General features: G+C 74.6%; 22 protein-coding genes. 10 read left to right on the top strand and 12 right to left on the bottom strand.

Features of this window, described 5'->3' with window-relative positions:
• Positions 1-67 precede the first annotated feature (67 nt).
• The 5 genes from ACIQLL_RS03615 to ACIQLL_RS03595 all read left to right on the top strand — a co-directional run bounded on the left by ACIQLL_RS03615 (position 68) and on the right by ACIQLL_RS03595 (position 6,174).
• On the top strand, positions 68-2,401 hold the full coding sequence (locus ACIQLL_RS03615; protein ID WP_402463370.1) for a glycoside hydrolase family 3 C-terminal domain-containing protein: 2,334 nt from the start codon (positions 68-70) through the stop codon (positions 2,399-2,401).
• A 40-nt stretch (positions 2,402-2,441) separates the two neighbouring features.
• Entirely contained in the window at positions 2,442-3,107 is a 666-nt protein-coding gene (locus ACIQLL_RS03610) for a pentapeptide repeat-containing protein (protein ID WP_402463368.1), read from the top strand.
• 67 nt (positions 3,108-3,174) lie between these two features.
• Positions 3,175-3,855: a response regulator transcription factor gene (locus tag ACIQLL_RS03605; protein ID WP_402463366.1), complete on the top strand. Its 681-nt coding sequence runs from the start codon at positions 3,175-3,177 to the stop codon at positions 3,853-3,855.
• Between the two features lies 1 nt (position 3,856).
• On the top strand, positions 3,857-5,215 hold the full coding sequence (locus tag ACIQLL_RS03600; RefSeq protein ID WP_402463363.1) for a sensor histidine kinase: 1,359 nt from the start codon (positions 3,857-3,859) through the stop codon (positions 5,213-5,215).
• Positions 5,212-6,174 carry a TAXI family TRAP transporter solute-binding subunit gene (locus ACIQLL_RS03595; protein WP_402463361.1) on the top strand — a complete coding sequence of 321 codons (963 nt, stop codon included), beginning with the start codon at positions 5,212-5,214 and terminating at the stop codon, positions 6,172-6,174. The genes ACIQLL_RS03600 and ACIQLL_RS03595 overlap by 4 nt, the downstream gene beginning before the upstream one ends.
• Positions 6,175-6,197: 23 nt before the next feature.
• On the opposite strand, the gene galE is transcribed toward ACIQLL_RS03595, so the two are convergent.
• Positions 6,198-7,328 carry a UDP-glucose 4-epimerase GalE gene (gene galE, locus ACIQLL_RS03590; RefSeq protein WP_402463358.1) on the bottom strand — a complete coding sequence of 377 codons (1,131 nt, stop codon included), beginning with the start codon at positions 7,326-7,328 and terminating at the stop codon, positions 6,198-6,200.
• A gap of 113 nt (positions 7,329-7,441) precedes the next feature.
• On the opposite strand from galE, the gene ACIQLL_RS03585 reads away from it, so the two are divergent.
• Positions 7,442-7,864 (top strand): hypothetical protein, encoded by a 423-nt coding sequence (locus tag ACIQLL_RS03585; RefSeq protein WP_402463355.1) that lies wholly within the window; start codon positions 7,442-7,444, stop codon positions 7,862-7,864.
• 54 nt (positions 7,865-7,918) lie between these two features.
• Here ACIQLL_RS03585 and ACIQLL_RS03580 read toward each other — a convergent pair whose 3' ends face one another.
• On the bottom strand, positions 7,919-8,614 hold the full coding sequence (locus ACIQLL_RS03580; RefSeq protein ID WP_402463352.1) for a hypothetical protein: 696 nt from the start codon (positions 8,612-8,614) through the stop codon (positions 7,919-7,921).
• A gap of 149 nt (positions 8,615-8,763) precedes the next feature.
• Between ACIQLL_RS03580 and lhgO the strand changes: the two genes are divergently transcribed.
• Complete coding sequence (gene lhgO, locus ACIQLL_RS03575) at positions 8,764-9,960, top strand: L-2-hydroxyglutarate oxidase (RefSeq protein ID WP_402463350.1); 1,197 nt, start codon at positions 8,764-8,766, stop codon at positions 9,958-9,960.
• A 54-nt stretch (positions 9,961-10,014) separates the two neighbouring features.
• Complete coding sequence (locus tag ACIQLL_RS03570) at positions 10,015-11,022, top strand: LacI family DNA-binding transcriptional regulator (protein ID WP_402463347.1); 1,008 nt, start codon at positions 10,015-10,017, stop codon at positions 11,020-11,022.
• A gap of 30 nt (positions 11,023-11,052) precedes the next feature.
• Here ACIQLL_RS03570 and ACIQLL_RS03565 read toward each other — a convergent pair whose 3' ends face one another.
• From ACIQLL_RS03565 to ACIQLL_RS03545, 5 genes are read right to left on the bottom strand one after another with little or no spacing between them, the layout of a single operon-like run.
• Positions 11,053-11,955 carry a cation diffusion facilitator family transporter gene (locus ACIQLL_RS03565; protein WP_402463344.1) on the bottom strand — a complete coding sequence of 301 codons (903 nt, stop codon included), beginning with the start codon at positions 11,953-11,955 and terminating at the stop codon, positions 11,053-11,055.
• Positions 11,956-12,648 (bottom strand): cation diffusion facilitator family transporter, encoded by a 693-nt coding sequence (locus ACIQLL_RS03560; protein WP_402463341.1) that lies wholly within the window; start codon positions 12,646-12,648, stop codon positions 11,956-11,958. It lies immediately after the preceding gene.
• Positions 12,645-13,034: an ArsR/SmtB family transcription factor gene (locus ACIQLL_RS03555; RefSeq protein ID WP_402463338.1), complete on the bottom strand. Its 390-nt coding sequence runs from the start codon at positions 13,032-13,034 to the stop codon at positions 12,645-12,647. The genes ACIQLL_RS03560 and ACIQLL_RS03555 overlap by 4 nt, the downstream gene beginning before the upstream one ends.
• A 33-nt stretch (positions 13,035-13,067) precedes the next feature.
• Positions 13,068-13,925: an alpha/beta hydrolase fold domain-containing protein gene (locus ACIQLL_RS03550; RefSeq protein WP_402463335.1), complete on the bottom strand. Its 858-nt coding sequence runs from the start codon at positions 13,923-13,925 to the stop codon at positions 13,068-13,070.
• Between the two features lie 43 nt (positions 13,926-13,968).
• On the bottom strand, positions 13,969-14,871 hold the full coding sequence (locus tag ACIQLL_RS03545) for an SDR family oxidoreductase (protein ID WP_402463332.1): 903 nt from the start codon (positions 14,869-14,871) through the stop codon (positions 13,969-13,971).
• Between the two features lie 94 nt (positions 14,872-14,965).
• Between ACIQLL_RS03545 and ACIQLL_RS03540 the strand changes: the two genes are divergently transcribed.
• Positions 14,966-15,544, top strand: a complete 579-nt coding sequence (locus ACIQLL_RS03540; protein WP_402463330.1) for a TetR family transcriptional regulator — start codon at positions 14,966-14,968, stop codon at positions 15,542-15,544.
• A gap of 3 nt (positions 15,545-15,547) precedes the next feature.
• On the opposite strand, the gene ACIQLL_RS03535 is transcribed toward ACIQLL_RS03540, so the two are convergent.
• On the bottom strand, positions 15,548-16,507 hold the full coding sequence (locus tag ACIQLL_RS03535) for an oxidoreductase (protein ID WP_402463328.1): 960 nt from the start codon (positions 16,505-16,507) through the stop codon (positions 15,548-15,550).
• Positions 16,508-16,602: 95 nt separating this feature from the next.
• Here ACIQLL_RS03535 and ACIQLL_RS03530 point away from each other — a divergent pair, with 95 nt between their 5' ends.
• The gene (locus tag ACIQLL_RS03530; RefSeq protein WP_402463325.1) at positions 16,603-17,259 is read left to right on the top strand and encodes a DNA-binding response regulator; all 657 of its coding nucleotides are present in this window, start codon (positions 16,603-16,605) and stop codon (positions 17,257-17,259) included.
• Between the two features lie 8 nt (positions 17,260-17,267).
• On the opposite strand, the gene ACIQLL_RS03525 is transcribed toward ACIQLL_RS03530, so the two are convergent.
• Genes ACIQLL_RS03525 through ACIQLL_RS03510 form a run of 4 tightly spaced genes read right to left on the bottom strand, consistent with a single transcriptional unit; the run spans position 17,268 to position 21,897 of the window.
• Complete coding sequence (locus tag ACIQLL_RS03525) at positions 17,268-18,587, bottom strand: sensor histidine kinase (protein ID WP_402463323.1); 1,320 nt, start codon at positions 18,585-18,587, stop codon at positions 17,268-17,270.
• Positions 18,588-18,638: 51 nt separating this feature from the next.
• Positions 18,639-19,508 carry a hypothetical protein gene (locus ACIQLL_RS03520; RefSeq protein WP_402463320.1) on the bottom strand — a complete coding sequence of 290 codons (870 nt, stop codon included), beginning with the start codon at positions 19,506-19,508 and terminating at the stop codon, positions 18,639-18,641.
• Complete coding sequence (locus ACIQLL_RS03515; RefSeq protein ID WP_402463318.1) at positions 19,505-21,577, bottom strand: hypothetical protein; 2,073 nt, start codon at positions 21,575-21,577, stop codon at positions 19,505-19,507. The genes ACIQLL_RS03520 and ACIQLL_RS03515 overlap by 4 nt, the downstream gene beginning before the upstream one ends.
• Positions 21,574-21,897: a hypothetical protein gene (locus tag ACIQLL_RS03510; RefSeq protein WP_402463315.1), complete on the bottom strand. Its 324-nt coding sequence runs from the start codon at positions 21,895-21,897 to the stop codon at positions 21,574-21,576. Before ACIQLL_RS03510 ends, ACIQLL_RS03515 begins: the two co-directional genes overlap by 4 nt.
• Positions 21,898-21,901: the final 4 nt, after the last annotated feature.

The raw sequence follows: 21,901 nt of genomic DNA, 5'->3' as shown, positions 1-21,901 counted from the left end.
CGACGTTTACCTACCGCATGGTAAATAAGTCTGCTACGGTGCTCGGACGCATCCGATGGAGGAACTGATGACTGCACCGACCGCGACGACGCCCCTGACGGTCGCCGACGTCCCCCGCCTCGTCGCCGGGCTCACGCTCGCCGAGAAGGCCGCGCTGTGCTCCGGCCAGGACTTCTGGACCACCCAGCCCGTGGACCGGCTCGGGATCCCGGCCGTGATGGTGACCGACGGTCCGCACGGGCTGCGCAAGCAGGCCGGGGCGTCCGACCACGTCGGCCTCAACGAGTCCGTCCCGGCCACGTGCTTCCCGCCCGCGGCCGGCCTCGCCTCCACCTGGGACCGCGGCGTCATCCGCCGTGTCGGCGAGGCGCTCGGTGCCGAGACGCGTGGCAACGCCGTCGGGGTGCTGCTCGGCCCCGGCGTCAACATGAAGCGCAGCCCCCTGTGCGGGCGCAACTTCGAGTACTTCAGCGAGGACCCGTTCCTGGCCGGTGAGCTCGCGACCGACCTCGTGGACGGTATCCAGTCGCGCGGGGTGGGCACCTCGCTCAAGCACTTCGCGGCCAACAACCAGGAGACGGACCGCATGCGCGTCTCCGCCGAGATCGACGAGCGCACGCTGCGGGAGATCTACCTGCCGGCGTTCGAGCGGGTGGTCACCGGTGCCCAGCCCTGGACCGTCATGTGCTCGTACAACAAGATCAACGGCACCTACGCCTCGCAGGACCCGTGGCTGCTCACCGACGTGCTGCGCGGCGACTGGGGCTTCGAGGGGCTCGTCGTCTCCGACTGGGGCGCCGTCGACGACCGCGTCACGGGGCTCGCCGCCGGGCTCGACCTCGAGATGCCGTCGTCCGCCGGTGTCAACGACGCCCGCATCGTCGCGGCCGTGGAGGCCGGGGAGCTCGACGAGTCGGTCGTCGACCTCGCCGCCACCCGCGTGCTGACGATGGTCGCCCGTGCCGCCGAGGCCGTCGCCGAGCCCGGCACCTACGACGTCGCGGCGCACCACGCGCTCGCCCACGAGGCCGCCACGCGCACCGCGGTGCTGCTCAAGAACGACCACGCCGTGCTCCCGCTCGACCCGGCGCGCGCCGGGGACCTCGTGGTGATCGGCGAGATGGCCCGCACCCCCCGCTACCAGGGTGCCGGCTCCTCCCAGGTCAACCCGACCCGGCTCGTCAGCGCCCTGGACGCCCTCGCGGAGCGGGACCTCGACGTCCCGTTCCACCCGGGCTACCTGCTGGCGGAGGCCGCCGGCAAGCCGGGCCAGGACCGGGACGACGCCGACGCCGACGCGACCCTGCGCGCCGAGGCCGTGGCCGCCGCCGCCGGCAGGACCGCCGTGCTGTTCGTCGGGCTCCCGGCCGTGGCCGAGTCCGAGGGGTACGACCGCGACCACATGGAGCTGCCGGAGGCGCACGTCGCGCTCGTCCGCGAGGTCTCCGCCGTGGCGCGCCGCACCGTCGTCGTGCTGTCCAACGGATCGGCCGTCACCGTGTCCGGCTGGCAGGACGGCGTCGACGCGATCCTCGAGACCTGGCTCGGCGGGCAGGCCTCCGGAAGCGCCGCCGTCGCGCTCCTGCTCGGCGAGGCCGCGCCGTCGGGCCGTCTCGCGGAGTCGATCCCGGTGGCGCTGTCCGACGTGCCCGCCCAGCTCAACTTCCCGGGTGAGAACGGCACCGTCCGCTACGGCGAGGGGCTGTTCATCGGCTACCGGGGGCTCGACGCCACCGGCGCGGACGTGTCCTACCCGTTCGGGCACGGTCTGACGTACACGACGTTCGACCACTCCGACCTGGCCGTGGACGTCGACGAGGTGACGGCGTCGACGGCGGCGCAGGACGCCGTCGTGCGCGTCGCCGTCACCGTGACGAACACGGGGGAGCGGGCCGGCGTCGCCGTGCCGCAGCTCTACCTGGGCCGGCCGGCGTCCGCCGTCGCCCGGGCCCCGCGCGAGCTGCGGGGGTTCGAGGCCGTCGCGCTCGAGCCCGGCGAGTCCCGCCGGGTCGAGCTCACCGTGTCCCGCCGCGGCGTGTCCCACTGGGACACCGTCACGCACGGCTGGGTCGTGGAGCCCGGTGCGCTCGAGGTCGCCGTCGGCGCCTCGTCGCGCGACCTGCCGCTCGTCACCACGGTCGAGCTGGTGGCCCCGCCGCTGCCGACGCCGCTGCACCGGTACTCCACCGTGGCCGAGTGGCAGCAGCACCCCGAGGCCTGGGAGGCGCTGGTGTCCGCCATCGGGCCGGCGGCGCAGATGTTCGACGCCGCGCAGGGGGACCCCGCGCACGCCGCCATGTTCGCCGCGATCCCGGTGGTCAAGGTGACCACGATGGGGTTCTCGGACACGCTCACCCCGGAGGCGTTCGACGATCTGCTCGCGACGTACGGCGAGGCCTGAGGTCGGACGCCGCGAGCGTCTGATCTTCTAGCCTGGTGCCGTGCCCGCAGCCCGGAGGAGTCCCGCAGCCCCCGTCGTCGACCCGGTCGTCCTGAGCGACCTGGAACGCGGCGATCCCGCCGCCCTGGTGTCCCGCGCCGTGCTCGAGGGCGTCGAGCACGTCGACCTCGACGTCGACCGGCTCGAGCTGCGGGACGCCAGGGTCTACGGATCGCGTCTCGACGGGCTGCGCGCCCGCGAGGCCGACCTGCGTCACCTCACCCTCACCGAGGTCGTCATGGAGCGGGTCGACGTCCCGGTGGTCCAGGGGATCCGGGGCCGCTGGCGCGACGTCGAGCTCCGTGACGCCCGGGTCGGCTCGGCCGAGCTGTACGAGTCGACCTGGCAGTCGGTGCGGTTCGTGGGATGCAAGCTCGGGTACGTCAACCTGCGCGGCGCCCGCCTGCAGGACGTGCTGTTCACCGACTGCACCGTGGACGAGCTGGACCTCGTGCAGGCCGAGGCCACCCGGGTGGCGTTCGAGGACACCCGGGTGCGCCGGCTGGACCTGCAGGCCGCCACGCTGTCCCACGTCGACCTGCGCGGTGCGCTGCTGACCGAGCTCGTCGGCACCGACGCCCTGCGGGGCACGACCATCACCGGCCGGCAGCTGGCCGAGCTCGCGCCGACGCTCGCCGCCAACCTCGGGATCACGGTCGTCGACTGACGTCTCACCCGGGCCGTGGGCCGAGGTGACCTGTCGCGGAGTCCTCCGCTCCGCTACGGTCGGAGGCGTGCAGCTGCTGGTCGTGGAGGACAACGAGCATGTCGCCGGGGCGCTCGTGTCCGTCCTGGGCAAGCACGGGTACGAGGTGATCCGCGCCGCCGACGGCTCGAGCGCGCTGGACGCCCTGAGCCAGCACACCGACCTCGTCCTGCTGGACCTCGCCCTGCCGGACATGGACGGCTTCGAGGTCTGCCGCCGCATCCGCAAGGTCTCCGACACCCCGATCATCATGGTCACCGCGCGCACCCACCTCGAGTCCCGCGTGCGGGGCCTCGAGCTCGGGGCCGACGACTACGTGACCAAGCCCTACGACATCCGTGAGGTCCTCGCCCGGATCGACGCCGTGCTGCGCCGGGGGCGGCCCCGCGAGTGGGACGGCCGGACGGACGTCGCCCGGGTCGAGGTCGGCACCGTGCGGGTCGACCTCGCGGCGCGCGAGGTGCGTCGCGCCGACGGCTCCGTCGTGTCCCTGACACGCAAGGAGTACGACCTGCTCGCCCTCCTGGTGCGGCACCGCGGGACGGCGCTGGCCCGGGAGCGGATCCTGCGCGAGGTCTGGGGATCGAGCTGGAAGGGACTGGGCCGCACGCTCGAGGTCCACGTCGCGTCGCTGCGTCGCAAGATCGGTGACCCGTCGGTGGTCCGGACGGTCCGCGGCGTCGGCTACCGCGTCCTCGGGCAGTCCTGAGGTGCGGCCCCGCCTGGTGGCGCTGCTGTTCGTCCCGATCGCCCTCGTCCTGCTGCTGCTCGGCACGCTCTACGCGGGCAGCGTCACCCGGGCGCACCAGCAGGAGATCTTCCTCGACCGTGCGCGGGACGCCCAGTACCTCGTCATCGCCGCGCGGCAGGCGATCCTGACCGACGATCCCGAGCTGGTCGCCGTCGACCTCGAGCGCTACCGGGACGTGTACGGGGTGGAGTCCGCGGTCGTCGACCAGGCCGGCATGACGGTCGCGAGCACCGGGCTGGACGTGGAGGACGTCCCGGAACGGCACGCGGCCGTCGCGGGCCGTCAGGCCGACATGCGGGAGAGCCTGTGGCCGTGGGAGGTCGAGCAGATCGTCGTCGCGGAACCCGTGTTCGACGGCGGTGACGTCATCGGCGCCCTCCTGACGTCCTCCGACGCCGGGGACGTCCGCCAGGGCATCTGGTACAGCTGGGCCCTGATCGGCGTCTCGGGCCTGGTGCTGGCCATGCTGGCGATGGTGCTCGCGGACCGGACCGCGGGCTGGGTGCTGCGGCCCGTGCGCGCGGTGGAGCGGGCCATGGCGAACATGGGGGGCGGCCGCCTCGACGAACGGATCCCGGAGTCCGCCGGGCCGCCCGAGCTGCGTCAGGTCGTCGAGCGGTTCAACGAGATGGCCGAGCGCGTCGAGCACCAGATGCGCCGTCAGCAGGAGTTCGTGGCCAACGCCTCGCACGAGCTGCGCAACCCGCTCAACGCGCTCATGCTGCGCATCGAGGGCCTGGCCCTGACCGTCCCGGCGGAGGACGCGGAGGAGGTCGAGCACGTCCGGACGGAGGCCGAGCACATGGCGCAGATCCTGGACGCGCTCCTGCTCCTCGCGGACGACGCCAACCTCGGTCCCGCCCAGCCCGTCGACGTCACCGAGCTCGTGGCGATGCGCCTCGAGGTGCGTCGGGCCGTGGACCCCGACCGCGTGATCACGTTCGAGCACACCGCACCGGAGGTGTGGGCCGCCGTCGACCCCACCGCCCTCGAGGCGGCGTTCGACACGGTGGTGGACAACGCGTGGAAGTTCTCGCCGGCGGACGAACCCCTCGAGGTGTCGGTGGCGTCCGGCGCGCGCACCGTGGAGATCGTCGTGCGCGACCACGGGTCCGGCGTCCCGCCCGACCAGCTCGACCGACTCACCGAACGCTTCTGGCGCAGCCCCGGGCACAGTGCGGTGCGGGGTTCCGGGCTGGGCCTGGCGATCGCGTCCGAGCTGCTGGCCGCCACCGGCGGGGAGCTGCGCCTCGAGCTGCCCGACGACGGCGGCCTGCGCGTGCGGCTGCAGGTCCGGCGCTGGGAGGACGAGGCATGAGGCGGCTCGCCACGACACTGCTCGCCGTCCTGCTCGGGTCGCTGGTCCTGACGGGCTGCTCCGCCGCCGACGACGAGGCCTGGGCCGACGAGCTGCCCTCGACCGTCACGATCGCGACGGGCGGCACGACCGGGATCTACTACGCGTACGGGCGGGCGCTCGCCGACGTGCTGACGCAGCGGTACGGGGTGGACGCCGAGGTGCTGGAGACCAGCGGGTCGGTGGACAACCTGCACCTGCTCGACGACGGCACCGCCCAGATCGGGTTCAGCGCGGCCGACGCCGCCGGTGACGCGGTGGCCGGGACGGGCGACTTCGACCACCCGGTGGACGTGCGGGCCGTGGCCCGGGTGTACGACGACTTCGAGCACCTGGTGGTGCCCGCGTCCTCGCCGGTGACGACGATCGAGGACCTGCGCGGGCTGCGGGTCTCCGTGGGGGCCCAGGGGTCCGGGACCTCGCTCATCGCACGCCGGGTGCTGGCCGCGGCGGACGTGGCCGAGGCGGACCTGCGTGTCTCCGAGCTGGGCATCACGGAGTCGATCGACGCCCTGCGCCGCGGCCGTGTCGACGCGTTCTTCTGGTCCGGCGGCCTGCGGACACCGGGCCTGGTGGAGCTGTCCGAGGAGATGGACGTCCGCCTCGTGCCCCTGCAGGAGGTGGTGGACGAGATGCGCGACGAGTTCGGGCACGGGTACCGGCACGGCGTCGTGCGGGAGGGCGTGTACGGCGGGCCGGCGGATGTCGAGACGCTCGCGGTGCCCAACATGCTGCTGGTCGGCGCCGACCTGCCCGACGACGTCGCCTACGGCCTGACGGCCCTGCTGTTCGACGCCCGTGCGGAGCTGGTGGAGACCGTCGACTCGGCGGCCCTGCTGGATCGTGCGCGTGCCATCTACACGGCGCCGACCGAGCTGCACCCCGGCGCGCTGCGGTACTACCGGGACACGAAGTCCTGACGCCCGGTGCCTCTCGGTGCTCTTCAGGGCCCGGAGGACGCCGGCGCGCTCGGCCGGGTGGGCAGCGGCGGGACCAGGCGGAGGCGGTGCCCGACGCCGCCGCGCCACGGCATCTCCGGGGTCATCGTCGGCGGATAGCCCTGCGGGTTGGCCTGCTGCCACCGCCAGTGGTCCTGGCAGATCTGCTCGAGGTCCCGACGTGCCGACCAGCCCAGGTCCGCCGTCGACCGGGTGGTGTCGGCGATCGTCCGGGACACCGTCCGCGCGGGGCCGTCGATGATCCGGTGCGGGACCGTCCGCCCGGAGACGCGCTCGAAGGTGCGCACGACGTCCAGGACGCTGGAGGCCCGGCCGGTCCCGAGGTTCCACGTGCTCACGGGCTGCGAGGTGGCGTCCAGCGCCTCGAGCGCGGCGACGTGACCCTCGGCGACGTCGTCGACGTGCACGAAGTCCCGCACCGCGCTCCCGTCCGGCGTGGGGTGGTCGCCGCCGTGCACGGTCAGGTGCGGCCGGTGACCCGCGGCGACGTGACCGATCCGGGCGAGGAGCCCTGCCCCCGGCGCCTTGGCGACCTCGCCGATGCGGCCGGACCGGTGCGCCCCGGCGGTGCTGAAGCACCGCACCACGGCGACCCGGACCGCACCGGTGCGGGCCAGGTCGGCCAGCAGGTTCTCGTTGGTGACCAGGGTGCGGCCCAGCGGTGAGACCGGCGCGAGCGGCGCCGTCTCCGCCAGCGGGGCGTCGTCGTCGGACGCGCCGTAGACCGCGGCGGACGAGGACATCACGAACCGCTGGACGCCGTACCACGCCATGCAGCGCAGCAGGGCGAAGGTGGTGGCCAGGTTCGTCTCGTAGGCGTCCAGGACCCGGTCCGTGCACTCGACGGCCGAGCGCAGCCCGGCCAGGTGGACGACGGCGTCGAACCGGGCGGTGGCGAAGATGCGTTCCATCGCGTCGAGGTCGGCGACGTCGGCGGCGTGGCTGGTCACCTGGCGGTGCGCCAGGGCCTCCACCCGCGACAGCGACGCCGGCGTCCCGCGGGTGAAGTCGTCGACGACGTCCACGTCGTGACCGGCGGTCAGCAGTGCCAGCACGACGTGACATCCCAGGTAGCCGGCCCCGCCGGTGACCAGGACCCGCATCGCGTCCCCCATGGTTCTCTCAGCCTGCCCACATCATCGGCGCACGGGTGTGTGCAGGTCACGGGGTGTTGAGCAGATCTTGAGCATCCCGCGCGCTCCGAGGTGACCTGTGTCACCCTGCCTCCATGATCCGACTTCTGGCACGCACGGCGATCTTCCTGCTCGGGGCGGCGATCGGCATCGTCCTGACCGACATCCTCTTCGGGGCCCTCGACTGGCAGACCTTCCATGTGGTGTGGGGCAACCCGCTCGCGTTCGTGCTGGCCGTCGTCATCTTCGCCCTCGCCCAGGCGGTCCTGTCCCCGTTCCTGGCGAAGATGGCGCAGAACAACGCCCCGACGCTCGTCGGTGCGGTGGGGCTCGTCAGCACCTACGTGGCGCTGGCGGTCGCGGCGCTGGTCGCACCCGACGGCCTCGAGATCGGCGGCTGGCAGGGCTGGATCGTCGGTCCGATCATCGTCTGGCTGGTCACGATGCTGGCCACGTTCCTGCTGCCCGCCGTCATGCTCAAGAACGCCTTGGAGAACCGTCGCGAGGACGGCAGCTGACCGGGTGCCGACGGTCGACGTCGATCCCGGGCCGCGCGCCCCGGCGGGCGGGACTCAGAGCTGTTGGCGCACCCCCGCCGCCCGGGCGATGCCCTCGACCTGCTCGTCCATGTCGTCACGCAGCGGCTTGATCCCGTCGCCGCGCCGCAGCACCGGGAGCCGCACCGGGTGGTCGACCTCCTCGAGCACGAACCCCAGGGCCGCGTAGAGCGCCAGGGCGGCGAGGGCGAGCCCGAGGGCCCCGGCGGCGACCTCCCACGCCCCGGAGCCGGTGACCTCGCTGATGCCGGTCACGGCGAACCGGGCGGCGGACCCGACCATGACGGCCGCGGCGAGCAGCTTGCCGTGCGCCGCGGCCGCCGGCGCGAGCATCGCGAGCGACGCCGTGACCAGCAGGACGCCCAGGGCCGGGCTCGTCGAACCCGGCGGCGAGGTCAGCGTCGTGACGGCGATCATCGCCCACACCCCGGAGACCATCGCCATCCCGGTCCCGGCGATGGGGTCGCGGGCGCCGAACCCGATGACGGCCGACAGCAGCTGCAGGGGGACGGTGAGCACCAGCACCGCCAGGGCCACGGTCGTGCCCTCGTCGGGGCCGACGACGCCGAGCTGCAGGCTGCTGAACCCGGCGGTGGCGACGGCCAGGGCCATGAACCCCAGGGGTAGCGGGTTGCCGGTCGGGCGGAGCACGATCCGGGTCATGCGCAGCGGTTCTCCGGGCGGGCGGTGTTCGGCGTCGGAATGGCTCATCGCCCTACACAACCTGCTTCCGGGGTGTTCCACAACGACCACGGCGCGCGCCGCCCTCCCCAGGATCACCCGCTCCCGGTGCCCCGCGGGAGTCGCGGGCGGCCTAACGTGGGGAGCCGAAGTCCGTGACCGAGCACCGGAGCAGCCCCATGAGCACCACCGAGACAGTCGGCGTCGTCGGCGGCGGGATCGTCGGCCTGGCCGTGGCCCGCGAGATCCTGAGCCGCCGGCCGGGGACCTCGCTGACGGTGCTCGAGGCCGAGGACCGGCTGGGCGCGCACCAGACGGGACACAACTCCGGCGTCGTGCACGCGGGGATCTACTACCGCCCCGGCAGCCTCAAGGCGACGTTGTGCACCCGTGGTCGCGACCTGCTGCGGGAGTACTGCGCCGAGCACGGGCTGCCGTTCGACGAGGTCGGCAAGCTCGTCGTCGCCGTGTCGGAGTCCGAGCGCGGCCGGTTCGACGCGCTCGAGAAGACGGCCCGGCAGAACGGGGTGCCGGGCCTGCGGCGGCTCGACGGCGCGCAGATCCAGGAGGTGGAGCCGCACGCCGCGGGGCTCGCGGCCCTGCACTCGCCCCGCACCGCCATCACGGACTTCGGAGCCGTCGCCCGCCGGCTGGGGGCCGACGTCGAGGCCGCCGGCGGGCAGGTGCTGCTCGGGGCCGAGGTGTCGGCCGTCGAGCGCAGCGGCGGGCGCGTCGTGGTGTCCACCGGGGGCACCTGGCACACCGTCGACCGGCTCGTCGTCTGCGGCGGACTGCAGTCCGACCGGCTCGCCGGCATGGTCGGGGCTCCGCGCAGCCCGGCGATCGTCCCGTTCCGCGGGGAGTACATGACGGTGCGCGCCGCGAAGCGGGACCTGGTGCGCGGCATGGTCTACCCCGTGCCGGACCCGCGGTACCCGTTCCTGGGCGTGCACTTCACGCGGACGGTGGCCGGGGAGCTCGAGGTGGGTCCCAACGCGGTCCTGGCCCTGGACCGCGGCAGCTACCGGCGGCTCGCCGTGAGCCCGCGGGACACCGCCGCGATCCTCGGCTGGCCGGGGTTCTGGCGGATGGCGGCGCGGCACTGGGCCACGGGCGCCAAAGAGATGTTCGGTTCCGCCGTGAAGTCGGCCTACATGGAGACCGCCCGCCGGTACGTCCCCGAGATCGGCAGCGCCGACGTCGTGCGCGGGCGAGCCGGGCTGCGGGCCCAGGCGGTGGAGCGGGACGGGTCGCTCGTGGACGACTTCGTCATCACCACCTCCGACGGCGTGACGAGCGTCCGCAACGCGCCCTCGCCTGCCGCCACCTCCAGCCTGGCGATCGCCGAGCACGTGGTGGACCGGGTCTACGGGTGAACCGGCCCGGCGACGTCGTCGCAGCCGCTGCTAATCTCCCGGACGTGATCCGCCGTGCCTGAACCGACCGTGACGATCCACGACGTCGCGCGGCACGCGGGCGTGTCCGCCGCCACCGTGTCGAACTTCTTCAACTGGCCGGACAAGCTGTCCGTCCGGATGAAGGAGCGCGTCGAGAGCGCCGTGACCGAGCTCGGCTTCGTGCCCAACATGCCGGCACGGCAGCTGCGCCGCCAGCACAGCGGCATCGTCGGTGTCAGCGTCGTCAACGCCTCGAACCCGTTCTTCGCGGGCCTCGCGACGGCGGTGGAGCGGGTGGCGGAGGACGCCAACCTGTCGGTGGTGGTGGGATCGTCCCGGGAGTCGGCCGCGCAGCAGGAGAAGTTCCTGACCCTGTTCGAGCAGCTCCGGTTCGACGGCGTGGTCGTGACGCCGTCGGACGACGAGCTCGAGCCGCTGCGCCGCCGGCGCGACCGCGGCACGCCCGTGGTGCTGGTCGACCACGAGGACCCGGACGGCCGATTGTCGTCCGTCTCCCTGGACCACCGCGAGGGGGGTCGGCTCGCGGCCCGGCACCTGGTGGCGACCGGTCGGCGGCGGTTGCTGTTCGCGGCGGGCCACGAGGGCGTGCGCCAGGTGGCCCGGCGGCTGGAGGGCTGCCGCGAGGTGGTCGCCGAGCGGGCGGACGTCCGGCTCGAGGTGGTCCGCTCCGACGATCTCGACCTGGCCGTCGGCGAGGAGACGGGGCGATGGATCGCCACCCTCGACCCCGCCGAGCGCCCCGACGCCGTGTTCGCCGGGAACGACCTGCACGCGATCGGCCTCGTGGAGGCGTTGGTCTCGGCCGGTCTGCGGGTGCCCGACGACGTCGCGGTCGTCGGGTACGACGACATCCCGTTCGCGGCGCGCGCCGCCGTCCCGCTGACGACGGTGCGCCAGCCCATCGCCGAGATGGGACGGGCGGCCGCACGACTGCTGCTCGACGAGATCGCCGACCCGGGGCGCTCGCCGCGGGACGTCGTCTTCCCGCCCGAGCTCGTGGTGCGGGCCTCCGCTCCCTGACCTGGCCCCGGTCCCGGCCTCCCCGGTGCGTCAGGCGTGCGTCGGGTGCTCGTGCCCCGGATGCGTCTCGGGCTCGACCTGGAAGGTCGTGTGCTCCACCCCGAAGTGGTCGCGCACGCAGTCCTGGAGCTCGTCGAGGATCCGCCCGGCGTGCCCGTCGCGGAAGCACCCGGACTCCACCACGACGTGGGCGGACAGCTGCGGCAGGCCCGTGGCGATGAGCGAGGCGTGCACGTCGTGGATCTCGCTGACGTGCTCCACCCGGAGCAGGTGGACGCGGACCTCGTCGAGATCGAGGCCCACGGGCGTCGACTCCAGGAGCACCGCGGAGGCGTCGCGCAGCAGCCGCACGGCCCGCGGCAGGATCAGCGCCCCGATGGCGAGAGCGGCGACCGTGTCGGCGTACTGCCAGCCGGTGGTGGCGATGACGACGGCGGCCACGATGACGGCCAACGACCCCAGGGCGTCGTTGACGACCTCGAGGAACGCGGCACGGAGATTGAGGTTGGCGTCTCGGCGGCCCATCAGCACGGCCATGGCCGCGAGGTTGCCCACCAGCCCGACGGCGCCGAACACCACCAGCTCGGTGCCGGGGATGTCCGGCGGGGTCCGCAGCCGCTGCACGGCCTCGACCAGGACGAACACCCCGACCGCGAGCAGGACCGCGGCCTGTGCCAGCGCGGCCAGGACCTCCGCGCGCCGGAAGCCCCAGGTGCGCCGCGCCGTCGGCGGCCGGAGCGCGACGTGCGCGGCGAACAGCGCGAGGGCGAGCCCCGAGGCGTCCACGAGCAGGTGCACCGTGTCGGCGAGCAGCGCGAGGCTGCCGGTGACGAGCGCCCCCACCACCTGCGCGACGACGACGGCGCTCGTGATGCCGAGCGCGACCGCCAGGCGGCCGCGGTGCGTCTCGGCCTTGCCGTGGTCGTGCGCCATCTAGTGCCTCCCCGTCCGGTGGTCGGGCGCGGCGAGGTCCTCGTGCGGTTCGGCGTGGTCGTGGTCGTGCACCAGCTCGCCCTCCCACGCCTCGCGCCCCTCGTGGACGGCGAAGGCGGCCACGACGAACCCGGCGAGCGGGTCGAACCAGGCCGCGCCGGTGAGCCGGAACGCCACCAGCCCGGCGAGGGTCGCGACCGACAGCCACACGCACACGCGGGTCTCGGCGGCGTCGGCCAGGACCAGGGGGTCTCCCAGCGCACGGCCCACGCGGGACTTCGCCCGGGCCAGCAACGGCATGACCACCAAGGAGGCGATGAGCACGCCCAGCGCCAGCGGGGACGCCTCGGGACGGTCGCCCGTGACCAGGGCGCGCACCCCCTCGACGGTCACCCAGGCGGCGAGCAGGAAGAAGGTCACGGCCACCGCCCGCAGCGTGCGGCGTTCGCGGGCCTCGTCCCGGTCGGCTGCCTCGAGCCGGCCGGTGCGCAGGCGCGTGGCCAGCCGCAAGGCGACGAGGACGGCTGCCGCGGTCTCGATCCCGGAGTCGATGCCGAACCCGATCACCGAGACGAGTCCCGCAGCCAGTCCAGCACCGATGGCGAGGACGCCCTCGACGACGTTGTAGGCGACCGTGAGCTGCGCCAGCCGGAGCCCGCGGCGGGTGAGCGGCGCGGAGGCAGGCGCGCTCACGCGGCGGCCTCGCCGTCCTGCGGCGCGGTGTCCGACGGCGCGGTGGACGACGGCGCGGTGCCGACCGCGCACGTGCAGTCCGGTCCGCAACAGTCCGGATCGACGACGAGCGTGAGGTCGAGCAGGTCGCCGAGGGCGTGGGCGAGCCGCGGGTCGGAGAGCCTGTACTCGGTGCGGCGCCCGTCCGGGCGGGTGGACACCAGCCCGCAGCCGCGCAGGCAGGCGAGCTGGTTGGACACGACCTGACGGGTCACGCCGAGGCGGTCCGCGATGTCGCTGGGGTAGGCCGGCGCCTCGCGCAGGGTGAGCAGGATGCGGGCGCGGGTGGGGTCGCCGAGGGCGTGCGCGATCCGGGCGAGGGCGTCCGTGTGCGTCAGCGTGGCCATGGCCCCGACGGTACACGCGAACCTGTACTGAGGCTAGAGTCGGGCGAGCACCTCGCGCAGCCAGTCGATCGTCGGGGCCAGCAGCTCCGCGTCGAACCGGGTGTCGGAGTGCTCGGCGCCGTCCAGCCACGTGACCCAGGGGCTCTCGCCGCGGCGCTCGAGCGCGTCCACCAGGAGCTGCGCCTGCCCCGGCGCGACGGTGCAGTCCGCCGTGCCGTGCGCGATCGCGAACGCCGGCAGCGGGGCCTCGCCGGCCGACTCCAGGTGAACGAGCGGTCCCGCCTGGGCCGCCAGGTCCGGTGCCGTCCGCAGGGGCGAGCCGAGGTACCGGGACTCCGGGGAGTCGTCCGCCGAGTGCGAGCTCGGGGCGCAGCCGATCTCCTCGGCGTGGGAGTCCATCAGCGCCAGGTCCGTCGGCCCGTACCAGTCGACGACGGCCGCCACCCGCGGCGTCACCGCAGGCTCGCCGTCCTCCGGGGCGCCGCCGTCGGGCACCTCCCAGGGGGCGACCCGGCCGGCCAGGGCCCCCACCACGCACGCGATGTTGGCCCCCGCGGACTCGCCCCACAGCACCACCCGGTCGGCGTCGATCTCCGGGACCGACCGCAGGAACCGGACCGCCGCGCTCACGTCGTCGACCGCGGCCGGGAACGGTGCCTCCGCCGAGAGCCGGTAGTCGAGGCTCGCCACCACGAAGCCCGCCTCCACCAGCGGGGCGACCTTCGGTGCCGCCATCGTCCGCGACCCGTAGTACCAGCCCCCGCCGTGCACGAACAGCACGGCCGGGAGCTCCGGACCCGTGGTGGCGTCCGCCGGTAGCCACAGGTCCAGACGCTGGCTGGGGGAGTCGGAGGCGTAGGCGACGTCGGCGCGCGTCGGGGCGAGATCCATGCCCTCACCCTCCCACCTGCGCCGGCGGCGAGGGAACCGGTGCCTATGCCGTCGGGGGGTCGTAGGCGCCGGAGGAGATGTCCTCGAGCAGTCCCGGTTCCCGAGGCGTCCAGCCCAGCGAGGCGCGCGTCCGCCCGCTCGACGCCGGGGCGTCCAGCGTCAGCAGGTTCCCGGCGAACCCCAGGCGTTCGGTCGCCTCCTCGGGCGGGAACGAGGCGGTGGGCAGCCCGAAGCGGTGCCCGATCGTCTCGGCGATCTCACGCGTCGTCACGGACTCCTCCGCCACGGCGTGCACGGCGGACCCGGCCGTCGCGGCGTCGAGAGCGCGGGCCACGACGCGGGCGGCGTCGAGGCGGTGCACCGCGGTCCAGCGGTTCGCGCCCGCGCCGGGGTAGAGCGCTGCGCCCTGCTGGTGCGCGATGTCGACGAGCATGGACGTGAACCCCTGGTCCCCGGGTCCGTGCACGGTGGGGGCGAGCCGGACGCTCACCGAGCGCACCCCGCGCTCGGCCAGGTCGAGCGCGACCTGCTCGCTGCCGCCCCGCGCGGTGTCCGGGCCCGACTGCGGCAGGCGGTCGTCCTCCGTGAGGGGGCGCCCCGTGCCGACGGGGAAGATGCCGGCGGCGATCACCAGCGCCCGCTCCGAGCCGGCGAGCTCCGCACCCAGCGCCGTGACCACGGCGCGTTCGGTGCGTCCCGCCTCCGCGTACCGGGTGAAGTCGTGGCCGAACGCGAGGTGGACGACGCCGTCGGCGGACCTGGCGCCGGAGCGCAGGCTGTCGACGTCCTCGAGCGAGCCCGGGTGGGCCGTGACCCCGAGCGTCCGCAACCGGGTGGCCGCCGCCTCCGAGCGGGCGAGCCCGACGACCTCGTGCCCCGAGGCGAGCAGTTCCGGGACGACGGCGGATCCGATCCATCCGGAGGCTCCGGTCATGAAGATGCGCATCGCATGGTCCTTTCTTCGGACACCAGAGTGATGTCAGTGACAGACATCAAAGGTAGCAGCGATGTCAGTACCTGTCATCACCTAGACTGTCCGGATGGCTCGCTGGGAACCTGACGCGCGGGGCCGCCTCGTCCTGGCGGCGCTCGACCTGTACGCCGAGCGCGGTTTCGACGCGGCGACGGCGGCCGACGTCGCCGAGCGCGCCGGGGTGACCGAGCGGACGTTCTTCCGATACTTCCCCGACAAGCGCGAGGTGCTGTTCGACGCCTCGGGCAGCCTCGACGCCGCCGTCGTGGGCGCCGTCCCCGGGACCGTCGACGCGGCGTCGGCGCTCCGGACGGTGCGCACGGCGCTCCTGGCCGGTGCCGCGCTCCTCGACGAACGCCGGGAGTTCGCCGCCCGGCGTGCCGCCGTCATCGCCGCCCATCCCGCCCTGCAGGAACGCGAGCTGCTCAAGATGTCCCGCCTCGGTGCCGAGCTCACCGCGGTGCTCTCGGAGCGCGGTGTCGCCGACGCCGCGCTCGTCGTCGAGACGGGCGTCGCCGTGTTCCGGGTCGCGTTCGACGAGTGGGTCGCCGGGACCGCCGGCGGGGTTCCGGGCGACGACCGGCTCGTCACGAGGCTCGACGCGGCCTTCGACAGGTTCGAGGCGCTGGTCGTGCCGCGCCCGTGATCGCTACGCGCCGGCCGGCGAGATCCCGTCGAGCACCGCGAGCTCGGCGTCGGTGAGTCGTAGCGCACCCGCGGCGACGTTCTGCTCCAGGTGTTCCACGCTGCCGGTCCCCGGGATCGCCAGCACGTGCGGACCCTGGTGGAGGGTCCAGGCGAGCCGGACCTGTGCCGGGGTGGCCCCGTGCGCCGCCGCGACCGACTCGACGTCCGCACGGCCGGCGTCGTCCACCTCCGCCCCGGGCACGGCCCCGGGCACCGACGCGCCGACGGAGAAGAACGGGACGAACGCGATGCCGAGCTCACCGCAGCGGGCCAGCAGGTCGTCGTCGGTGCGTTCGGTCAGGCCGTAGCGGTTCTGCACGCACACGATCGGTGCGATCTCCACCGCCTCGTCGAGCTGTTCCGGCAGGACGTTCGAGATGCCGATGTTCCGGACCAGGCCCTCGGTGCGCAGGTCCGCGAGCGCGCCCACGTGCTCGGCGACGGAACCGGGCTCGGGGAACAGCCCCGTCCCCCAGCGGAGGTTGACCACGTCGAGGTGGTCGAGGCCGAGCTGGCGGATGTTCTCCTCGACGTGGCTGCGGAGCTGGTCGGGCCGGGCGTACGGCTCGAACCTCCCGTCGCGCGACTGCGAGGCGCCGATCTTGGTGGTGATCACGAGGTCGTCCGCGTACGGCTGCAACGCGGTGCTGATGAGCTCGTTGGCCGAACGGGTCGGGAAGAAGTAGAAGGCGGCGGTGTCGAGGTGGTTCACGCCGAGCTCGACGGCGCGCCTCAGGACGGCGATCGAGTCCTCCCGTTCCCGGGGGACCGGGTCGCCGAGCGTGCCGATGAGCCGCATCGCGCCGAAGCCGACCCGACGGACCGTCCGGTCGCCGAGCTGCCACGTGCCTGCTGCGGCGGCGTCGGGCGTGGGCGTCGTGGGTGCGGGCGTGGCGTCGGTGCTGGTGGTGTGTGTCGTCATGCCATCAGCGTCGGCCCTGTCCGGCCAGGGTCGGTCCTGATGGCAGGTTGTTGCCGCCCGTGGCAGGACCGTGCCACCCGGAGCAGAATCGACGCATGCAGACCGGAGCGCCCGTCACGATCGTCCGGGGCGACGAGGAGCTCCTCACCCGGACGTCACACCTCTTCGCCACGGCGACGGAGATCATGTGCCTGGCGAACGACCTCGGCGCCTGGGCCCTCGCCCATGCGTCCGACGAGCTCGACTCCCTGGCCCTGGCACGCCGCGGCCACGTCCGGGTCCGGAAGGTCTACCGGCCCGGCGTGCTGCTCGACCCCGTCGCGGCGCGGGGCGTGGTGCGGGTCCGTGACCTGCACGGGGCTCAGATCCGCATCACCACCGACGAGGTCAACGAGACGCTCGTGTTCGACCGGCGGGTGGCGGTCCTGGCGGGCGACGTCAGCGCCGGACGGCGCAGCTACTCCGTGCTCACCCAGCCCGAGGCGGTGCAGGGCGTCACCTCGCTCTTCGAGGCGGTGTGGCGCTCGGCCACGGACCTGGACGCCTTCGACGCGCGGATCGCCGAGATCCGCCGGATCGCACCGCAGGTGCTCGACCTGCTCGGCCAGGGCGTCAAGGACGAGGCGGCCGCCCGCACGTTGGGGTTGGGCGTGCGGACCTACCGCCGGCGGGTGGCGGAGCTGATGGACGCCCTCGGTGCTGCGTCACGGTTCCAGGCGGGGGTGCGGGCCAGGGAGCTCGGGCTCGTCTGAGCGGAGCGTCAGTCCTCGAGGTGTGCCGGGAGATCCGCGGCCACACGGAACCCGCCGTCCGGGCCGTCGGCCGCGATGAGGGTCCCGCCGAGCAGCGCTGCCCGCTCGACCATCCCGGCGATGCCGGCGCCCGCGGCGGCCTGTGCTCGGGCTGCCGGAGCAATGCTCGACCGTGGGTCGGAGGGGCGGATCCACCGGTGCGCCGCAGCAGGGCCGCTCGACCCCGCGCCGTCGTCGGACACCGTGACCCGCAGCCGGCCCTCGACGACGGCGAGCCGCACGAGCACGTGCCGCGCCCCGGAGTGCCGCAGCACGTTGGCGAGGGCCTCCTGCACGATCCGGTAGGCGGCCGCGTCGACCGTGGCGTCGATCGACCGTGCGGGCACGTCCACCCGCGTCGAGACCACCAGCCCCGCGGTGCGCGCCGGCTCCACGAGCCGGGCCAGCCCGGCCGGGCCCGTCGCCGCGGGCAGGGTCTCGCGGGGCGTCCCGCCGTCCGGCGCCGCGTCTCCGGGTCGCGGTGGTCGGCGCAGCAGCCTCGTGGTCGCCCGCAGCTCGTGGAGCGTCGCCGAGGTGGCCTCCCGCACGTGGCGCAGCGCGGTGCGGGCGCCGTCGTCGTCGCGCCCCAGGGCCTCCGCGGCGACCTCGGTGTGCAGCATGACCATGGACAGGTGGTGGCCGACGACGTCGTGCAGGTCGCCCGCCAGGCGCATCCGCTCGGCCTGCCGGTGCAGCTCGGCGGCCTGGGTCTCCTGCGCGGAGCCCAGCGCCCGCACCTCGTCGGCGTGCCGGCGTGCCGTCCGCGTCAGTCGAGCCGCGACGCCGAGCGCGACCGCGGCCGTGACCAGCGCGGCGTCGGTGACGAGGGTCGCGACCGTCGGGACGGACGACGGGTCGCCGTCCACGAGGCGCACGACGCCGGGGACGACGACGAGCACCGCCCCGGCACCCGCTGCCCACCGCGTCCGGTCCTGCTCCGCGGCCGAGGCCAGCGCGGCGACGGCCGGCAGCGCGGCGCTGATCGGGACGAGTGCCAGCGCGTCCGCGGGCACCACCACCAGCACCGTCAGGCCGAGCATCCCGACCGGCGCCCGGCGCCGGAGCAGCACCAGGGCACCGACGACGACGGCGAACAGGACGGCCCACGGATCGTCACCGGGGGTGGGTGCGGCACCGTCCGGCCCGACGGCGACCGCCAGGATCAGCACCGACGTCTGGGCGCCCGCCAGCACGACGTCGGCGACCCAGGGCGGCGGCCCGGGGGCGCGGCCCGGGCGGGCGTCGACGCCTGCGTCGGCGACGCCCCCCGCGGTCGGGTGGTCGGGCACGTCGCCAGACTAGGACCGTGGCATCCGCCGTGCAGTCGGAGGCGAACCGGATCATCCCGGGGTGCCCTCGTACGGGGTGGCGGCCATCTTCTGCTCGAGGATCGCGAGCAGCGGTTCGATCTCGGCCTCCCAGTCCACCGACGCGTCCGGGGGCGCGGTGAGGCCCAGCAGCACGAGGTCGCCGTCCGTGGGCATCACCACGGCCGCGGCCTGCCGGGCGTCCTCGGTCCCGCCGGCCGGCAGCCGCCCGGCCACGCCGACCCACCCGCGATCGCCCTCGAAGCTGACGCGGACCGTCCCGAAGTCCGTCGGCGTCGTGACGATCCGGTCGCCGAGCGCCGCGGCGTCCTCCAGCCCGGGATCGTCGTCGAGGAGCAGCTCCGGCCAGGAGTCGACGGCGCGGAAGGAGGTCGGGTCCGGCGCCCTCTGCTCGGCGCGCACCGCCAGCACCTCGGCCAGATCGTCGGAGCTGGTCAGCATCTCGGTGTGGAGCGGCGCCGAGTACACCTCGAGCTCGCCGAGGCGGACTCCGGAGAGCGTCGCGACGTCCCGGACCGCGGCCCTGTTCCACGCGACCGCCAGCGCCCCCTCGACGGCGTAGCGTGCCGAGGTCAGCTCCAGGCCCGGGACACGGTTCGGTACCGGGATCCGCGGGGAGGTGTCGTCCAGCGGTGCGCTGTGCTCCAGCCACTCCTCCTGCACGGGGATCTCCTGGGCGGCGCCGTCGGGGAAGTCGTCCACGGTCAGGGCCCACGGTCCGGGCGTCCACCGCAGCTCGCGCTGCTTGCTGTACTCGTGGTAGGCCGTCGAGGCCGCAGGACCCCACCACAGCAGGGTCGCGACGATCAGCAGCAGGACGCCGACGATCACCCCCGGGAGGAAGACCTCCGGGCGTCGCAGCGCAGCCTTCAGGCGGTTCATGTGATCTCTCCGTTCTCTCGGCGCAGGTCTGCGCTGTCGTTGAAGGACTGTCCGAAGCGACCGGTGCTGTCGCCGGAGTTGTCGTCGAGGGAGGTCGAACGTTCCAGGGCCTTCTCGGCGCTGTACCCGGCGGCGACGTCGGCGTCCTGCGCCGCCAGCTCGAGGGGTGCGACGAACCGATCTCGCAGGACGGGTTCGGCGTGGAGCACGAGCTCACGAGCACCGGTCACGTGGTCGGGCAGCAGCTGCGGCAGGAGGACGCCGGTCCCGGCCGCCGCGGCCCCCGCGACCGGGCCGGCCGGGAGCGTCGCCACACCCAGCCCGGTCGACAGGACCGCCGCGGCGGCGGCCTCCCGCTCCTCACGGCTGCGCGCCTCGAAGATGACCGAGGACCCGGTGGCCCCGCCGACGAACCCGGCGTCGCCGAGGGTGGCGCGCGCCAGCTCGTTGCGCGGTGCCCGGTCCGTCGTGGGCATCGTCCGGATCTCGTCGGCCACCCGCTCGACGTACCGGTCCGTCGCGAGGAGCCAGTGCTCGGCCGCCCAGGGTGTCCGGGAGGTCGTCCCGATGACCTGGGCGAGGTCGTGCGAGTCCAGGACGGGTCGCGCGGTGGTGCCCTGCGGCCGGACCTGGGCCGTGAACTCCTTCAGCGTCTCCTCGAAGTAGGGGATGTACGGCTCGTAGGCCAGCGCGGTCCGACGGGAGGCCTCGTCGGAGACCGGGACGCGGCCGGACAGCAACCCGTGCGTCCCGGCAAGCTCGGGGGTGGCCCGGGTGACGAGCACGGCCGCGCGGCGCTGGTCCGTGTCCGTGGGTGACGAGGCGCCGGCGGTGACGGCGGCCGCAAGCAGCCCTGTCACGGCCTCACCGCCGTCGGGCCACCCGTCCGGTGGGGCCATCCCGAACCAGACGTGCGCGCGCTGCTGCGCCACGTCGGTGTCGGGCCCCGCCAGGTGGTCCAGGGCCGCGTCCGGATGGTCCGACAGCCCGGCGGCGATCCCCACGACGGCGGGACCGACGGCGTCCAGGTCGACGGCGTCGTACCCGCCCGGCGCCCGCCGGTCGACGACGGCATCCGCGGCGCCGGTGTACAGCGCGGCCGGGAGGTCGGCCGCGAGCAGCCTGCCCAGGAGATCGGACCGCACGCGGAGCCCGAGCAGGGAGTGGCCGAGGTCGTCGACGAGGGTGCGTCCCATCGCCCGTTGCTCGGCCGGGGTGGCCGCACCGGCCCAGGAGTCCAGGCCGTCCCGCAGCGCGGCGACGGTCGCCGGGTCGGCCGCGTCGACGCCGAACGCGCGGTAGAGCTGCGCGGGAGTGGCGTGCTCCCAGAACGCCGTCCACAGCGCCGGGTCGTCCCCGGCCTCCCGGATCGCCGCCTCGAGGTCGGCGCGTGCCCGCTCCCGGTCCGACCGCCCGGCGTCGGGGCGGACCGCCTGCAGCCGCACGGCCAGCTCGACCCCCCGCTGCCACGACGTGCCGAACTGCGGCACGTGCAGGCCGTGAGCAGCGGCCAGCCGCAGCGCCTCGACGCGGTCGAGCCCGCCCAGCCGGGCGGCGGTGCGCCGCGACCCGGACTCGTGGGCGTCCCGGGCCCGGCACCAGTCGGCCTCGGCCGCCGCGACGTCGGCCCGGGCCTGCGCGGCCCGGGTGCGGGCCTCCCACACGCGGTGGACCCCGTCGGTGAGCTCGGGGTGGAGCGCCGCCTCGCGCCACGCCGCGGCCTCGTCCGCCTCGGCCTCGTGGAGCCGCCCCCGGGCGTCGGCGCGGAGCTGGAGGGCACGCTGGGCGTCCTGCTGCTCGCCGGCCAGCGCGGTGGCGCGGTCCGACAGCGCCGCCGCGACGGCACGGAGCACCTCCTGGCTGAGGTCCGTCCGGGCGACGAGCCGCACGACGGCGTCCCGGGCGGCATCCACGGCGCGGGACCGGTGGCGCTGCAGTGCCCGGTCGAGGCGGACCAGGTCGGCACGCGTGGCCGACAGCGCCGCGGCCCCGCGGGCCGCGGTCGAGGCGATGTCCGCGATCCCCGACGGCGACCCCGCCAGCGGTCCCGGCTCGACGCCGGTGCTCACGGCGTCCCGTCCGGACCGGCGGGCAGGATCAGCCGGGCCAACCGCTCGGCAGCCGCCCCCTCGGCGCCCGCGAACGTCTCGGCCGCGTCGGCGAGCCGGCCGCCGAGCTCGTCGAGCACCGCCACGAGATCACGGTGCGCGGGCGCCCAGGCGTCGAGGAACGCGACGAGGGCCTGCGTCAGCACCGGGTCGCCGGCCGCGTGCGCGACGGCGGCGGGGGAGAGGTGCGCTGGCGTGAGGCCGGCCAGGTGTGACGCCGCCGCTCCGGCCTGGTGCCCGGCGGCCACGAGGTCGCCGGTGTCGATGTCGAGAAGGGGCATGACC

The organism is Isoptericola aurantiacus (genome assembly GCF_044769875.1).
In the GTDB taxonomy this organism is placed as follows: domain Bacteria; phylum Actinomycetota; class Actinomycetes; order Actinomycetales; family Cellulomonadaceae; genus Isoptericola; species Isoptericola aurantiacus.
This window is presented reverse-complemented; position numbering and strand designations above follow the sequence as displayed.

What these genes read in the sequence shown, in the direction of transcription:
- galE (WP_402463358.1), bottom strand. Translation starts at nt 7,328, where the DNA reads ATGGGGGACGCGATGCGGGTCCTGGTCACCGGCGGGGCCGGCTACCTG.
- ACIQLL_RS03520 (WP_402463320.1), bottom strand. Translation starts at nt 19,508, where the DNA reads ATGAACCGCCTGAAGGCTGCGCTGCGACGCCCGGAGGTCTTCCTCCCG.
- ACIQLL_RS03535 (WP_402463328.1), bottom strand. Translation starts at nt 16,507, where the DNA reads ATGACGACACACACCACCAGCACCGACGCCACGCCCGCACCCACGACG.
- ACIQLL_RS03580 (WP_402463352.1), bottom strand. Translation starts at nt 8,614, where the DNA reads ATGAGCCATTCCGACGCCGAACACCGCCCGCCCGGAGAACCGCTGCGC.
- ACIQLL_RS03585 (WP_402463355.1), top strand. Translation starts at nt 7,442, where the DNA reads ATGATCCGACTTCTGGCACGCACGGCGATCTTCCTGCTCGGGGCGGCG.
- ACIQLL_RS03545 (WP_402463332.1), bottom strand. Translation starts at nt 14,871, where the DNA reads ATGCGCATCTTCATGACCGGAGCCTCCGGATGGATCGGATCCGCCGTC.
- ACIQLL_RS03595 (WP_402463361.1), top strand. Translation starts at nt 5,212, where the DNA reads ATGAGGCGGCTCGCCACGACACTGCTCGCCGTCCTGCTCGGGTCGCTG.
- ACIQLL_RS03510 (WP_402463315.1), bottom strand. Translation starts at nt 21,897, where the DNA reads ATGCCCCTTCTCGACATCGACACCGGCGACCTCGTGGCCGCCGGGCAC.
- ACIQLL_RS03530 (WP_402463325.1), top strand. Translation starts at nt 16,603, where the DNA reads ATGCAGACCGGAGCGCCCGTCACGATCGTCCGGGGCGACGAGGAGCTC.
- ACIQLL_RS03565 (WP_402463344.1), bottom strand. Translation starts at nt 11,955, where the DNA reads ATGGCGCACGACCACGGCAAGGCCGAGACGCACCGCGGCCGCCTGGCG.
- ACIQLL_RS03615 (WP_402463370.1), top strand. Translation starts at nt 68, where the DNA reads ATGACTGCACCGACCGCGACGACGCCCCTGACGGTCGCCGACGTCCCC.
- ACIQLL_RS03550 (WP_402463335.1), bottom strand. Translation starts at nt 13,925, where the DNA reads ATGGATCTCGCCCCGACGCGCGCCGACGTCGCCTACGCCTCCGACTCC.
- lhgO (WP_402463350.1), top strand. Translation starts at nt 8,764, where the DNA reads ATGAGCACCACCGAGACAGTCGGCGTCGTCGGCGGCGGGATCGTCGGC.
- ACIQLL_RS03540 (WP_402463330.1), top strand. Translation starts at nt 14,966, where the DNA reads ATGGCTCGCTGGGAACCTGACGCGCGGGGCCGCCTCGTCCTGGCGGCG.
- ACIQLL_RS03555 (WP_402463338.1), bottom strand. Translation starts at nt 13,034, where the DNA reads ATGGCCACGCTGACGCACACGGACGCCCTCGCCCGGATCGCGCACGCC.